The organism is Microlunatus sp. M237 (assembly GCF_056896895.1).
On record NZ_JBXHBL010000001.1, the window covers coordinates 886,326 to 899,326 of the forward strand.

Genomic DNA, 13,001 nt, shown 5'->3' on the forward strand with positions numbered 1-13,001 from the left:
GAAGCACGGCTGGGCCAGGCCTCGAGCGGGGCCCACGGCTACGATGCCGCGCATGGCCTCGCAACCGGTCGATCCGACCGCGCCGCCGACCCGTGGGAGCCGCAGATGATCAGGGCAGGCTCGCCGTGGGCGGTGCGTGCGCTGCTGGTCGGACTGGTGCTGGCGCTGGTCGGCCTGCTGCTCGCCCTTGTCCTCTTCCCGGCGATGCTGAGTGACCCACTGCCCGGGCAGTCCAAGGACCCGCACGGTCTGCTGCGCCTGGGCCTGTGGACCGCCGTCGTGCTGGTCTTCGCCGGGTCGGCGACGTTCGTCGTCTCGCTGGGAAGCCTGATCGTGCGCGGTGTGATGTCGGCGGTACGGCCGACCAACGTGGGCCCGCGCTAGACACCCGTCGACTGCCGCGGCGGCACCTGTTGTAATGGACGCCTCGCGCCGGCGCGACCTGGTTCGGCTTCGGCCGGCGCGACCGAGTCGGTCCGAGGGAGGCGTACAGGTGCCTGGTGGCCCTCCCGGTCTTCAAAACCGGTGAAGTCGAGTATCTCGGCTTGGCGGGTTCGATTCCCGTCCGCCTCCGCCACGTGGGTGGTGCCGCGCGAGTGGGCCTCGCCCGGCGGTTGGCTCACCCGCACAACGGGAAAGGTGAGGCCATGACCGACACCTCGGAGCAGTCGGCGGTGGACCCCCGCCGTCTCGTGCCCCGCACCGACCTGCTGCTGCGCGATCCCCGGCTGCAGGCTGCGACGGCCACGCTCGGATCCGCCGTGGTCAAGGGTGCGGTCACCGCCACGCAGGCTGAGGTCCGCAGCGGCCGGATCCCACCCGAGCAGGCCGTCGAGGCGATCCTGGCCGCACTGCCCACCTCGCTCAGCTCCACGCGGCCCGTGATCAACGCGACCGGGGTGGTGCTGCACACCAACCTGGGCCGGGCGAGCCTTTCCGCCGGCGCCGTGGCCGCGATGGTGGCAGCCGCCGGCTATGCCGACGTGGAGTTCGACCTGGCCACCGGACAGCGTGCCCGCCGTGGGCGTGGCGCCCTCGCGGCGCTGCAGCAGGCGGTTCCGGCGGCCGAGTCGGTGCTGGTGGTCAACAACGGCGCCGCCGCCCTGGTGCTGGCCACTACGGCGCTGGCCGCGGGCCGCGAGGTGATCATCAGCCGCGGCGAGATGGTCGAGATCGGCGACGGTTTCCGGCTTCCCGAGCTGATCACCTCCACCGGCGCCCGGCTCCGCGAGGTCGGCACCACCAACCGGACCTCGCTGTCCGACTACGCCGCCGCGGTGGGCCCGGACACGGGCTGCATCCTCAAGGTGCATCCCAGCAACTTCCGGGTGGAAGGCTTCACCGGGGCGGTCGAGGTCGACGAGCTCGCCCGGCTCGGCGTCCCGGTCGTCGCCGACCTCGGCAGTGGGCTGCTCCGACCGGATCCGCTGCTCCCCGATGAGCCGGACGCCGATACCGCGTTGCGCCGGGGCGCCTCGCTGGTCACCGGCAGCGGGGACAAGCTGCTCGGCGGACCACAGGCCGGTCTGCTGCTGGGCAGCGCCGAGGTGGTGGAACGGCTCCGCCGCCACCCGCTGGCCCGGGCCCTCCGGGTCGACAAGCTGACCCTGGCCGCCGTCGAGGCGACGCTACGGGGACCACGTCCCCCCACCTGGGTGGCGCTGCGGGCCGCCCCGGCCGAGCTCCGCCGTCGGGCCGTACGGCTGGCTGAGGAGCTGCGCGGGCAGGGTCTTGACGCCGAGGCCGTCCCCGCCGACGGCGCCGTGGGCGGCGGCGGGGCGCCGGGGATGGTGCTGCCGGGCTGGGCCGTCAGCCTGCCCGAGACGTACGCCCGAGAGCTGCGGCTCCAGTCGCCGGCCGTGGTCGGTCGAACCGAGCGCGGCCGCTGCCTGCTGGACCTGCGCTGCGTCCCGGTCGAGGCGGATGAGGTGCTGTACGACGCCGTCCTCGCCGCCGGCGAGCGTACGGAAGCCGGCTAGATGCACGTCGTCGCCACCGCCGGGCACGTCGACCATGGCAAGTCCACCCTGGTCCGGGTCCTGACCGGGATGGAGCCTGATCGGTTCGCCGAGGAGCGCCGCCGCGGCATGACCATCGACCTCGGCTACGCGTGGACCGACGTCGGTGACCAGACACTCGCCTTCGTCGACGTCCCCGGGCACGAGCGCTTCATCGCGACCATGCTGGCCGGCCTCGGTCCCGCGCCGGCGGTGCTGTTCGTGGTCGCCGCCGACGAGGGGTGGCGCCGTCAGGCCACCGAGCATCTCGCCGCCGTCGACGCCCTCGGGCTACGGCACGGGCTGCTGGTCGTCAGCCGCAGCGACCTCGCCGATCCCGGTCCTGCACTGGCCGAGGCCGGCGGGCGGCTCGCCGACTCCAGCCTCGGTCCGGTGCCGGCGGTCGCGGTGTCGGCGGTCACCGGCGAGGGGATGGCTGAGCTGCGTACTGCCCTGCTCGCCCTGACTGACACCCTGCCGCCCGCCCGGACTGATGCCCGGGTGCGGCTGTGGGTGGACCGCGCCTTCTCGATCCGCGGGGCGGGCACGGTGGTGACCGGAACGCTCACCGCCGGCACCCTGCGGGTCGGTGACCAGCTGGCGCTCGGGGACCGGCTGGTCCGGGTCCGAGGGCTGCAGACTCTCGGCCAGCAACACGACGAGGTGCCCGCGGTGGCCCGGGTCGCGGTCAATCTGCGCGCGGTCGAGGTGGACGCCGTCGGCCGCGGTGTGGCGCTCCTGACCCCGGACCGTTGGCGCTTCACCGACGTGGTCGACGTCCGCTGCACACCGGTCGACGCCACCGTCGCGGATCTGCCCGCAGAGCTGGTGCTCCACCTCGGTACGGCCGCCGTCCCGGTCCGGCTACGCCCCCTCGGCGGCGCGATGGTCAGGCTGACTCTGGCCGACCCACTGCCGATCGAGGCCGGCGACCGGCTGGTGATCCGCGACCCCGGCCGACATGCCGTCGCCGCCGGAGCCCTGGTGCTGGACGCGGACCCACCGACGCTCACCCGACGCGGCGCGGCCGCCGCCCGAGCCCAGGCCCTGGAGAGTCCGACCAGCACCGCGCTGCCCGAGCAGGTGCGCCGACGTGGTGTGGTCCGGCGCTCCGACCTGGCCGCGGTGGGCGTACCCACCGACGACACGACCGGCGTGCATGTCAGCGGTGACTGGCTGGTGGACCCCGATCGGTGGCGAGCGTGGCAGGGGTTGCTGCGGGCCGCCGTCGAGGAGCGAGCGCGGACCTCCCCGCTGGATCCTCGGCTGAGCGTCGAGGCGGCACGGCGGAGCGTTGACGTACCGGACCGGGCACTGTTGCTCGCCGTGGCCGACGCGGCCGGACTGGTGCACGCCGACGGCCGGATCGCAGCCGAGCAGCCGCCCGCCGGACTGGGCCCGGCCGAGGCCGGACTGCAGGCTCTCGAGGAGCGGCTGCGCGTGCGGCCGTTCGCCGCCCCGGAGAAGCCGGAGCTGGATCAGTGGGGCCTCGGCGTGGCCGAGCTGGCGGCGGCGGAACGGATCGGACGGCTGGTCCGCCTCGGCTCCGACGTGGTGCTGCTGCCGACCGGGCCGGCGCTGGCGATGCGAGTGCTGTCCGCATTGCCGCAGCCCTTCACCACCAGTCAGGCCCGGCAGGCACTGGACACCACCCGCCGGGTGGCCATCCCGCTGCTGGAGCATCTCGACCGCCGCGGCTGGACCCTCCGGTTGGACAGTGGGCATCGCCGGGTCAACCGCGGCTGAGCCAGCTTTCAGGGATGTGACGGTGTGGTCAGGTCGACCAGTGCCCGCAGCGTGCGCCAGTTGCGGGCCGTCCCGTCCGTGCCCAGCCGTTTGAGCACCGCCACGTGCGGGCCCCGGCTGGTGTGCATGGTGTCGCCGTAGCGGACGACGAGCTCACGACCCCGAACCGCCAAACCATCGTCGCCGTAGTCCGCGGCCAGCATCGTGGCGACGTCCTCGGGCGAGGGTTCCCGGCTCAGGTGCAGCACGTGCACCGCTGTGGGTCGGTTCGCCGCGTCCTCGGGGAACGGGCACCAGTCGAGTACGGCGCGGAGCTCGGCGGGTGATCGGACGATCACCGGCACCTCGACTCCGAGCCGCTGTCGCAGCACCTCGTGCACCGCCAGCGACACCGTCTCGGGCTTGCGATGAGCGGAGTCGGCGACGACGTTGCCGCTCTGGACGTACGTCCGCACATCACGGAAGCCGGCCTCGGTGAGGGCGGCGCGCAGCTGTGGCATGTTGACCCGGTTGTGCGAGCCCAGGTTGATCCCGCGCAGCAGCGATACCCAGACCGTCATCGGAGCCGCCCACCTGAGCTCGGCTCGGCCAGCGCCGCCACGCTCAGTCGAGGTGTGGCGCGATCAGACTCAGGTCTGCCGCGCTCAGCCGGTCGCTGGAGGTGTTGCGCTGGTGCCAGTACGGGTAGCGCAGCGGCTCGGCGCTGACGGCGTCCAGCCGGGCCATCTCCTCGACCGACAGCTTCAGCTCCGCGCTGGCGAGGTTGTCGATCAGCTGCTCCTCGGTGCGGGCGCCGACGATCACCGACGTGACGGCGGTCTTGCCGATCGTGTACGCCAAGGCGACCTGCGCGGCCGACACGCCACGGCCCTCGGCGATCTCCACCAGTGTCTCGATGGTGTCGTAGAGCTTGTCCTCGTCGTGCACCGGCGGCTCGCTCCACTCACCCAGGTGGCGACTCCCGGCCGGCGCCTCCACCCCGCGGCGATACTTGCCGGACAGCAGGCCGCCGGCGATCGGGCTCCAGACGAGGATGCCGAGGCCCTGGTCGATCGAGACCGGCACCAGCTCGGTCTCAGCGTCACGGGCCTGCAGCGAGTAGTAGATCTGCTGGCTGACAAATCGCTCGAGATGGTTGCGGTCGGAGGTCCACAGCGCCTTCATCAGGTGCCAGGCGGCATAGTTGGACGCGCCGATGTAACGCACCTTGCCGGACTGGACCAGGGAGTCGAGGGCGCTGAGCGTCTCCTCCAGCGGGGTCTGCCCGTCCCACTCGTGCACCTGGTAGAGATCGATGTAGTCGGTGCCCAGCCGGCGCAGGCTCGCCTCGGCGGCCCGGATGATGTGGTGCCGCGACAGGCCCGCGTCGTTGGGTCCGTCGCCCATCGGCATCCGGACCTTCGTCGCGACGAGCACCTCGTCGCGGTCCTTGCCCAGAGCCTGACCGACGATCTCCTCGGACAGACCGTTGGAGTAGACGTCGGCGGTGTCGATCAGATTGACCCCGGCGTCCCGCGCCAGGTTGATCTGCCGTCGCGCCCCGTCGACGTCGATCTGGCCCACTGCCGCGGCCCAGCCACTGCCGCCGAAGCCCATGGTGCCAAGCGTGATCGTCGAGACGCGTAGACCCGACCTGCCGAGCTGTCGATACTCCATGGCCGAAGTCTAGGATCTGCGGCTGGGTCAGCGCTTGCGGGTCTGCTGCTGCACCTTACGCAGGCCGTCTTTGATCTTGCGCTGGTTCTCCGGCTTGCTGAGCTCGCGCTGGGCCACCTGGATGACCTTGGCGACGACGGCGCCCTTGACGAGTCCTCTGATCAACCGCATCTGATTCTCCTCTGCTTCAACCGATCACGGACGTGGCCGGTTTGGACCTCGACTCTACTGCGCACAACTCTCCCCTGGCCGGCCTCAGGGGCCGGTCCGGGTCGACTCAGGGTCAGGCCGCGACCGTCAGCAGACCGCCGGCCACCACGGCCATGGCCACGGTGGCCCCAGCCGTCGCCGCAGTCACCCGCCAGCCGAGGGCCCGTCCGACCATCACCGCAGACGGGAGGCTCAGCGCAGGCAGCGCGATCAGCAGGGCGCCCAGCACCCCCGCGCTTGCGCCGGCCGCCGCCAGGGCCAGCACGATGGGGATCTCCCCACCCGTCGGCAGCACCAGCACCACGCCGACTGCGGCGGCCACCAGCACCGCGATAGCACCGCCCTCGCCGAGCAACCGGCCCAGCGGCTGGCCGACCAGACCGACGGCGAACACCACCACCAGATATTCCGGCACCAGCACGATCACCAGCCGACCGAAGCTGCGGAGCAACCGGCCGGGGATCTCCCGCGTCGCCAGGTCGGGACCAGGCTCAGCCATCGCCTCGCGGACTGACGCATCCGCGCGTCGTAGTGCGCCGTCCCCTCGAGCCGACCTCCCCGTCCCGACGACCGCCGACCCCCCCGTCCCGACGACCGCCGACGCCCCCGCCCCGACGACCGGCGACGCCCCGACGACGGCAGAAGTCCCCGTCCCGACGACGGCCTGCCGACGCAGCCGCCGGTCGGCCAGCTGACCGATCAGGGCGCTGACCCCGACCACCAGCGCCAGCCCCAACACTGCCCTGACCACCACCCAGGGCCAGGGAGCCACGATGGCGAGGAAGACCAGCACGGCGGGGTTCAGCACCGGATTTCCGAGCCAGAAGGCCAGGGCCGCCGAGGTCGGGACGCCTGCGCGCCGCATGGTCACCGTCACCGGAGCTGTGCAGCAGGTGCACATCATCGTGGGCAGCGAGGCCAGGCCGCCGGCCACGGAACCGCCGAGGGGCGTCCGCCGGGCGAGCACCCGCAGCAGCCACCGCCGCGGCACCAGCACGTCCACGCAGGCTGCGACGACCAACGCCACCAGCAGCGCCTTCCAGACGGCTTCGGTGTAGAGCCAGGTGAAGTGCCAGGCCCGGGCCAACGGGTGCTCTCCCTCGCCGACGAGCAGCAGGGATGACCCTTTCCAGGTTCCGGAGGCGGCCAGGCCCGCCACCCGGTCGGCGTACGGCAGCCACTTGGCCCAGCTCAGTCCGACTGCGGCGATCGCGAGGGCGAGCACGGTCAGCAGGACAGCGCTCCGGCGTCCGGGTGCCGTCGGAGCCAGCACCTCGCCACTCATCGCAGGTCCGGTCCCACCTGGTTCGCGGCGGCCTCCGCCTGCTCGCGAGGGACCTCCAGCACCCGACCGCAGTTTGTGCAGGTGTCGAGATAGCGGGTCCCGACCGGGAACAGCGGGATGAAGAACAACGAGAACTTGCGGACCCGCTTCACCAGCTGGTGTGCGGCGTTGACGCCGCAGCGCTCGCAGACGAACACCAGGGTTGACAGCAGGGTCTCCGAGACTCCCAGTCCGAAGATCAGCACAGCGGCACCTTCCCTCGACACGAGCCCGAGCCGGACCCGCGAAGGTGTTACCCGCCCGAACAGCGGTTACACGGCGCTCCGCCTGCGGTCAGCCCGCCAGAGGGTCTGCCCGGTCTAGCCTGAGCTGGTGGACACCGTAGGCAGCCGACTCCGACCGACCACCGAACCAGAGGTGGTGCTGCGCGCCTTCCACCAGGAGGATGTGCCGGCGTTGTTGTTGGCCTTCGGCGACGAGGACATGCGGCGCTGGGCGCCGGGCCCGGCGGTCGGCCCCGACGGTGACGCGTCGGCCGCAACCGCGGCCTGGATCGCCGGCCGCAACGACTGGAGCAGCGGCGAGTACGCCAGCTGGGCGGTCGCTCGCACCGGCGGCGAGCTGCTCGGCTCGGTCTCCCTGCACAAGGTGGACCTGGAGCAGGGCGACGCCGAGGTCGGCTACTGGGTCGCGCCGTGGGCCAGGGGGCGACGGCTGGGCTCGCTGGCATTGACCACGGCGTCCGAGTTCGGCTTCACCGAGCTGGCGCTGCATCGGATCCACCTGTTCCACGCGATCGAGAACCCGGCGTCCTGCCGGGTCGCCGACCGGGCCGGATTCCTGCTGGAAGGCACCCTCCGGGAGTCCTACCGCTATCCCGACGGCCGCTATCGCGACGAGCATCTGCACGCCCGGTTGGCGTCGGACTGAGTCGGGTCGCGGACCGCGCCTTCGGCCTCGATCGCCAGGGTTCAGGGCTTGACACTCAGCACCGGGTGGCTGGCGGTGAGCAGGATCCGACTGGCGGCACTGCCCAGGATCAGCTTGCCGAGCTGGGTCCGGCGGCGTAGCCCGATCACGATCAGCGCGGCACCCACCTCGGTGGCGACCGCGTCCAGCTCCTCGGCCACGTCCAGTCCGCTGAGCTGGCGCAGTTCGGTCGGGATGTCCAGCGCTGCCAGCTCCTGGCGCAGCTCCTCGGCGCCGGCTCCCTGCAGATAGCGCTCGTCCACCAGGGAGTCACCCCGGGTGGTGTTCACCACCACCAGCCGCGCCCCGCGCTGCCGCGCCTCCTCGATGCCCTGGGCCAGCGCGGCCCGGCCGGGTGGGGTGGGAACGTACCCGACGACAACTGCACTCATGCGGTGACTCCTTGGCGACGACGACGGAGCAGGCGGACCAGCGGTGGGCCGGCCACAGCCAGCAGAGCCACCAGCAGCACCACCCGACTGAACCAGGAGTCGACCAGGGTCGACAGGTCGCCGTCACTGATCGCCAGCGCCCGGCGCAGGTTGGTCTCAGCCACCGGGCCGAGGATCAGCCCGATGACGGCGGGGGCGACCGGCCAGCCGTAGCGGCGCATCACGAAGCCGAGCAGGCCCAGGATCAGCAGGATGATCAAGTCGAACGGGTCGGCGTTGACTGCGTACGACCCGAGTGAGGCGAACAGCAAGATGCCGGCGTAGAGGTACGGCCGCGGGATCTTCAGCAGCTTGACCCAGATGCCGACCAGCGGCAGGTTCAGCACCAGCAGCATCAGGTTGCCGATGAACAGCGACGCGATCAGCGTCCAGACCAAGGTGGACTCGGTGGTCAGCAGCGTCGGGCCCGGCTGGATGCCATAGCCCTGGAACGCCGCCAGCAGGATGGCTGCGGTGGCGGAGGTGGGCAGACCCAGGGTCAGCAGCGGGACGAGGACCCCGGCCGCTGCGGCGTTGTTGGCCGCCTCTGGCCCGGCCACCCCCTCGATGGCGCCGTGGCCGAATTCGTCGGGATGCTTGGTCAGCTTCCGCTCGGTGGCGTAGGACAAGAAGGTGGGGATCTCAGCGCCGCCGGCCGGCAGCGCCCCGAACGGGAACCCCAGCGCCGTCCCCCGCAGCCACGGTTTCCACGAGCGGCTGAAGTCGGCACGGGTCAGGAACGAGCCGCTGCTGTTCATCACCTGCACAGGGCCGTGCCGCAGCCGCGACGCCACGTGCAGCGCCTCGCCCACCGCGAACAGCGCCACGGCGACGATCACCACGTCGATGCCGTCGGCCAGCTGCGGGATGCCGAAATTGAACCGCTGCTGCCCGGTCAGCAGGTCGGTGCCGACCAGACCGAGGAACAGCCCGATGCAGAGCGAGGCCAGCCCTCTGATCGGTGAGGAACCGAGCACCGTGGCAGCGGCCAGAAAGGCCAGCAATGCCAGCGCGAAGTAGTCCGCGGGCCCGATCATGATCGCGAGCTTGACCACGGTGGGCGCGACCAACGCGAGCAGCAGCGTGGCGATGGTGCCGGCGACGAAGGAGCCGATGGCCGCGGTGCCGAGGGCGGCCGCGCCCCGGCCGGCCTTGGCCATCTTGTTGCCCTCCAGGGCGGTCATGATCGAGCTCGACTCACCGGGGGTGTTGAGCAGGATCGAGGTGGTCGACCCGCCGTACATGCCGCCGTAGTAGATGCCCGCGAACATGATGAAGGCCGCCGTCGGGTCGAGGACGTACGTGATCGGCAACAGCAACGCCACCGTCATGGCCGGGCCGATGCCCGGTAGCACGCCGACGGCGGTGCCGAGCAGCACACCGAGCAGGGCGAAGAGCAGGTTGATCGGGGTCGCCGCCTCGGCGAACCCGTTGAGCAGCTGGCTGAGCGCTTCCATCAGATCCCGCTCGCGGCGAGCTCGAGGAGGATGCCACCGGGCAGCACCACCCCCAGGGCCTTGACGAACAGCAGCCAGATGACGACCGAGACGATGCCACCGGCCAGCAGCGGGCGGACCACGCCGCGGGCGCCGAGGGCCCAGGCCACCACCCCGAACATCAGCGTGACGGCGAGCGGCCAGCCGATGACGTTGATCAGCAGGGCATGGGCCCCGAAGGCGAGTGCGATGATGCCGACCGACCGCCAGGAGGTGGGTGCGTCGGGGTCGATGTCCTCCCCTGCCTCGGCCGGTCCCTGGTCGCCGAAAAGGATCCGGACGGCCAGCACGGCACCGACCACGGCGGTCGCGGCCCCGACCAGGTACGGGAAGAACCGCGGCCCGACCGTGTTGGACGATCCCGGGACGGCGATGCTGCCGGCGTCGATGATGACGTACAGACCCAGACCCAGCAGCACGACGCTGAGGGCGAGCTCGCCGTAGTTTCGCGATGATGCGCGATCGCGGGCAGGCTCGCGGTCGCTCTCGGTCACGTCGGTAGCACCGCCGCGGGTGGGTGCCTCGGTCATATCAGCCCGATCTCCTGGAGGATGGTCCGCACGCGCTTCTCCTCATCGACCAAGAAGGTGTCGAACTCGGCGCCGGTGAGGAAGGTGTCGTCGAAGCCGTTCTTGGCGAGCACGTCCTTCCAGTCCGCCGTGTCGTGCGCCCGGGTCACCAGGTCGATCAGGTCGGCCTCGGCCTCGGGGTCCATCTGGGGCCGGGCCATCAGCGCCCGCCAGTTGGAGACCACGACGTCATAGCCCGCCTCAGTGATGGTCGGGACATCGGGTACTTGCGCGGAACGCTGCTCGCTGGACACGGCCAGCCCTTTCAGGTCGCCCGACGTGACCTGTGGTCCGTACTCGCCGACCCCGGAGATGCCGGCAGCCACCTTGCCGCCCAGCAGCGCCGCGAGCGACTCGCCACCGCCGGAGTATGGGATGTAGTTGATGTTCGTGGCGTCCACCCCACCGGCCTGGGCCAGCAGCCCGGCCAGGATCTGGTCGGTTCCACCGGCCGAGCCACCGGCCACCGGCAGCTGTCGGGTCTTGGTCTTCCACTCCTCGACGAAGTCCTTGAGTGTCTCGTACGGCGAGTCGCGGGGAACGACGATGAGCTCCGGCTCGCCGAGCAACCGGGCCACCGGAGTCACCTGGCTCAGCTTCACCTGTGACTTGTTGATCTCGACGGCGCCCACCATCACCAGGCCCATCATCATCAGCAGCGCATCGTCACTCTCCCGGCTGAGCTGGCCCAAGCCGATGGTGCCGCCCGCACCCTCCACGTTGAACACCTGGACGTTGCGCGCCAGGCCGGTGGACCGGATGACCCGCTGCAGCAGACGAGCGGTGGTGTCCCAGCCACCACCCGGGCTGGCCGGCGCCATGATCCGCAGCCGGGAGAGATCGCCGGGCTTGGCCACGGTTCCCGCGCAGCCCGCGAGGGCGAGCACCGGCGCACTCAACGCGCCGGCGAGCACGGTTCTTCGGCGAACGTCCACACCACTCCTGCCTCGTACGTCGTGTCTCGGTCGGGCGCCGAGGCGTCGATGGAACTGACCAGAACCGGCTCAGGTGAGCGCGCTGGTCAGGCGCGGTGCAGCAGCCCTCGCAGACCGGTGCTGCGCTTGCCTCCGGCGGCGCTCCACTCCGGCGGCGCGGTGTAGTCCGGCTTGTCGGCCGGCGTCTCGGTCGCGATCCGGGTGCGCAGGCCGGGAATGCTCAGCAACGAGCCGGTGCAGTCCTCGGCGCGCGGCTGCAGCTCCCCTTCGATGCCATAGCGGGTCAAGGTCATCTCCGCAGTGCAGCGCGTGCCCATGTCCAGCTCCATCACCTCGCAGCCGTAGCACTTGATCAGCCCTTCGGTGACGACCACGTCGGGGTTGTTCTGCGCGAGCCGCGCTTCGCGCTCATTGGCGGTGGTCGTGAAGGCCGCGATCGCCGAACGGTTCCAGCACGGAACCCCGTCGCCACCATCTTTGGTATCGACACGCATGGAATCTCCTGACGTGAGACGTTGAGCCTCGTCGCATCCACATCTTCTACCTCGGAACTTACCCGCTGGGACGTGGTTCTCGGCACGTTTGCCGGTCAGAAGTGGTCCGGATCGTGACGCAGTCCCACGCTGGCTCACATTTCAGCCCCGGCGAGGGACCCAGCGGCGAGGAGTGCGATGCCGGCACGGTCGCGCGGTGATGCTGCGATGCTGAGCCCATGACCTCCATCAAGCTCGGCATCCAGCTGTTCTCCCAGTGCGAGGACTGGCAGACGGTGCTCTCTGCGGCCCGGCTGGTCGACGACCTCGGATACGACTACCTGATGATGCCGGACCACCTGACGCCGCTGCACGGACCCGAGGACGCGGTGATCTTCGAGGGCCTGACCGCGATCGCAGCCCTGGCCGCGGCGACCCGCTCCGTCCGCCTCAGCCTCCTGGTCGGCTCCAACACCTTCCGCAACCCGACGGTGATGGCCAAGGCGGTCACCACCATCGACCACATCAGCGGTGGCCGTGCCGTGCTCGGTCTCGGCGGCGGCTGGCACGCCCGGGAGCACGAGGCCTGGGGGGTCGACTTCGGGCGCAGTCCCGGTCAGCGTCTCGACTGGCTCGACGAGGCGCTCTCGATGATCGCGCCGCTGCTGCGCGGCGAGACCATCACCCACGCCGGCGACCGCTACCGCGCCGAGAACCTGATCTTGACGCCGCGGCCGGTCCAGGACCATCTCCCGATCATGGTCGGCGGAGTCGGCGAGCAGAAGACGCTGCGGACGGTGGCGCGCTACGCCGACCTGTGGAACGCCCAGGTGAACCTGGACAACGCCCAGCACAAGATCGACGTCCTCACCGCGCACTGCGCCGACGCCGGCCGGGACCCGGCCGAGATCGAGTTCATGATCGACTGCGGGCCCATGATCAGGGACACCGACACCGACGCCCACGCGGCGGCGGTCGCCATCGCGCGGGCGAACGGCGCCACGCCGCCGGACCCGTCGAGCTCGTTCCACTGGAGCGGCACCGTGGAGCAGGTCGCCCAGCGGCTCCGCACCTATGTCGACCTCGGCTTCACCACCATGACCTGCTCCATGCAGCCGCCGTACGACGAGGAGACCATCACCCGGCTGATCCGCGAGGTCAAGCCGCTGGTCGAGGCGGGCTGACCCTTCGGCCGGCTCGCCCGGATCAGTTGGCGAACCCGCTGGCCGGCAAC

Annotated in this window: 15 protein-coding genes and 1 tRNA gene; 6 read left to right on the forward strand and 10 right to left on the reverse strand. The window is 71.1% G+C overall.

Annotated elements, in window-relative coordinates; all coding sequences use genetic code 11:
* Nucleotides 1-105 precede the first annotated feature (105 nt).
* The 4 genes from AC1XX3_RS04175 to selB all read left to right on the forward strand — a co-directional run bounded on the left by AC1XX3_RS04175 (nucleotide 106) and on the right by selB (nucleotide 3,743).
* Nucleotides 106-384, forward strand: a complete 279-nt coding sequence (locus AC1XX3_RS04175) for a hypothetical protein (RefSeq protein ID WP_483319812.1) — start codon at nucleotides 106-108, stop codon at nucleotides 382-384.
* Nucleotides 385-481: 97 nt separating this feature from the next.
* Nucleotides 482-577: transfer RNA gene (locus AC1XX3_RS04180), tRNA-Sec, on the forward strand.
* 70 nt (nucleotides 578-647) lie between these two features.
* Nucleotides 648-1,979: an L-seryl-tRNA(Sec) selenium transferase gene (selA, locus tag AC1XX3_RS04185; protein WP_483319813.1), complete on the forward strand. Its 1,332-nt coding sequence runs from the start codon at nucleotides 648-650 to the stop codon at nucleotides 1,977-1,979.
* Nucleotides 1,980-3,743: a selenocysteine-specific translation elongation factor gene (gene selB, locus AC1XX3_RS04190; protein WP_483319814.1), complete on the forward strand. Its 1,764-nt coding sequence runs from the start codon at nucleotides 1,980-1,982 to the stop codon at nucleotides 3,741-3,743.
* Nucleotides 3,744-3,751: 8 nt separating this feature from the next.
* On the opposite strand, the gene AC1XX3_RS04195 is transcribed toward selB, so the two are convergent.
* From AC1XX3_RS04195 to AC1XX3_RS04215, 5 genes are all read right to left on the reverse strand, one after another.
* Nucleotides 3,752-4,303, reverse strand: a complete 552-nt coding sequence (locus AC1XX3_RS04195) for a DUF1697 domain-containing protein (protein WP_483319815.1) — start codon at nucleotides 4,301-4,303, stop codon at nucleotides 3,752-3,754.
* A gap of 43 nt (nucleotides 4,304-4,346) precedes the next feature.
* Nucleotides 4,347-5,399: an aldo/keto reductase gene (locus AC1XX3_RS04200; RefSeq protein WP_483319816.1), complete on the reverse strand. Its 1,053-nt coding sequence runs from the start codon at nucleotides 5,397-5,399 to the stop codon at nucleotides 4,347-4,349.
* Nucleotides 5,400-5,426: 27 nt separating this feature from the next.
* The gene (locus AC1XX3_RS04205) at nucleotides 5,427-5,570 is read right to left on the reverse strand and encodes a hypothetical protein (protein WP_483319817.1); all 144 of its coding nucleotides are present in this window, start codon (nucleotides 5,568-5,570) and stop codon (nucleotides 5,427-5,429) included.
* Nucleotides 5,571-5,682: 112 nt separating this feature from the next.
* The gene (locus AC1XX3_RS04210; protein ID WP_483319818.1) at nucleotides 5,683-6,894 is read right to left on the reverse strand and encodes a permease; all 1,212 of its coding nucleotides are present in this window, start codon (nucleotides 6,892-6,894) and stop codon (nucleotides 5,683-5,685) included.
* A complete protein-coding gene (locus tag AC1XX3_RS04215) occupies nucleotides 6,891-7,139 on the reverse strand; it encodes a zinc-ribbon domain-containing protein (protein WP_483319819.1) in 249 nt (82 codons plus the stop codon). Before AC1XX3_RS04215 ends, AC1XX3_RS04210 begins: the two co-directional genes overlap by 4 nt.
* A 127-nt stretch (nucleotides 7,140-7,266) precedes the next feature.
* Here AC1XX3_RS04215 and AC1XX3_RS04220 point away from each other — a divergent pair, with 127 nt between their 5' ends.
* Entirely contained in the window at nucleotides 7,267-7,824 is a 558-nt protein-coding gene (locus AC1XX3_RS04220) for a GNAT family N-acetyltransferase (protein ID WP_483319820.1), read from the forward strand.
* Between the two features lie 41 nt (nucleotides 7,825-7,865).
* Here the strand turns inward: AC1XX3_RS04220 and AC1XX3_RS04225 are convergent, their stop codons facing one another.
* The 5 genes from AC1XX3_RS04225 to AC1XX3_RS04245 all read right to left on the reverse strand — a co-directional run bounded on the left by AC1XX3_RS04225 (nucleotide 7,866) and on the right by AC1XX3_RS04245 (nucleotide 11,788).
* A complete protein-coding gene (locus AC1XX3_RS04225) occupies nucleotides 7,866-8,255 on the reverse strand; it encodes a universal stress protein (RefSeq protein ID WP_483319821.1) in 390 nt (129 codons plus the stop codon).
* On the reverse strand, nucleotides 8,252-9,751 hold the full coding sequence (locus tag AC1XX3_RS04230; protein ID WP_483319822.1) for a tripartite tricarboxylate transporter permease: 1,500 nt from the start codon (nucleotides 9,749-9,751) through the stop codon (nucleotides 8,252-8,254). Before AC1XX3_RS04230 ends, AC1XX3_RS04225 begins: the two co-directional genes overlap by 4 nt.
* Nucleotides 9,751-10,320, reverse strand: a complete 570-nt coding sequence (locus tag AC1XX3_RS04235) for a tripartite tricarboxylate transporter TctB family protein (protein ID WP_483319823.1) — start codon at nucleotides 10,318-10,320, stop codon at nucleotides 9,751-9,753. The genes AC1XX3_RS04230 and AC1XX3_RS04235 overlap by 1 nt, the downstream gene beginning before the upstream one ends.
* On the reverse strand, nucleotides 10,317-11,294 hold the full coding sequence (locus tag AC1XX3_RS04240) for a Bug family tripartite tricarboxylate transporter substrate binding protein (RefSeq protein ID WP_483319824.1): 978 nt from the start codon (nucleotides 11,292-11,294) through the stop codon (nucleotides 10,317-10,319). Before AC1XX3_RS04240 ends, AC1XX3_RS04235 begins: the two co-directional genes overlap by 4 nt.
* An 86-nt stretch (nucleotides 11,295-11,380) precedes the next feature.
* Nucleotides 11,381-11,788 (reverse strand): hypothetical protein, encoded by a 408-nt coding sequence (locus AC1XX3_RS04245; RefSeq protein ID WP_483319825.1) that lies wholly within the window; start codon nucleotides 11,786-11,788, stop codon nucleotides 11,381-11,383.
* Nucleotides 11,789-12,006: 218 nt separating this feature from the next.
* Here AC1XX3_RS04245 and AC1XX3_RS04250 point away from each other — a divergent pair, with 218 nt between their 5' ends.
* Nucleotides 12,007-12,951, forward strand: coding sequence for an LLM class flavin-dependent oxidoreductase (locus AC1XX3_RS04250; RefSeq protein WP_483319826.1), 945 nt, complete (start codon nucleotides 12,007-12,009; stop codon nucleotides 12,949-12,951).
* Nucleotides 12,952-13,001 lie beyond the last annotated feature (50 nt).

Coding starts and splice junctions, on each gene's coding strand:
- AC1XX3_RS04175 (WP_483319812.1), top strand. CDS start 106: ATGATCAGGGCAGGCTCGCCGTGGGCGGTGCGTGCGCTGCTGGTCGGA.
- AC1XX3_RS04235 (WP_483319823.1), bottom strand. CDS start 10,320: ATGACCGAGGCACCCACCCGCGGCGGTGCTACCGACGTGACCGAGAGC.
- AC1XX3_RS04230 (WP_483319822.1), bottom strand. CDS start 9,751: ATGGAAGCGCTCAGCCAGCTGCTCAACGGGTTCGCCGAGGCGGCGACC.
- AC1XX3_RS04245 (WP_483319825.1), bottom strand. CDS start 11,788: ATGCGTGTCGATACCAAAGATGGTGGCGACGGGGTTCCGTGCTGGAAC.
- selB (WP_483319814.1), top strand. CDS start 1,980: ATGCACGTCGTCGCCACCGCCGGGCACGTCGACCATGGCAAGTCCACC.
- AC1XX3_RS04205 (WP_483319817.1), bottom strand. CDS start 5,570: ATGCGGTTGATCAGAGGACTCGTCAAGGGCGCCGTCGTCGCCAAGGTC.
- AC1XX3_RS04250 (WP_483319826.1), top strand. CDS start 12,007: ATGACCTCCATCAAGCTCGGCATCCAGCTGTTCTCCCAGTGCGAGGAC.
- selA (WP_483319813.1), top strand. CDS start 648: ATGACCGACACCTCGGAGCAGTCGGCGGTGGACCCCCGCCGTCTCGTG.
- AC1XX3_RS04210 (WP_483319818.1), bottom strand. CDS start 6,894: ATGAGTGGCGAGGTGCTGGCTCCGACGGCACCCGGACGCCGGAGCGCT.
- AC1XX3_RS04195 (WP_483319815.1), bottom strand. CDS start 4,303: ATGACGGTCTGGGTATCGCTGCTGCGCGGGATCAACCTGGGCTCGCAC.
- AC1XX3_RS04200 (WP_483319816.1), bottom strand. CDS start 5,399: ATGGAGTATCGACAGCTCGGCAGGTCGGGTCTACGCGTCTCGACGATC.
- AC1XX3_RS04225 (WP_483319821.1), bottom strand. CDS start 8,255: ATGAGTGCAGTTGTCGTCGGGTACGTTCCCACCCCACCCGGCCGGGCC.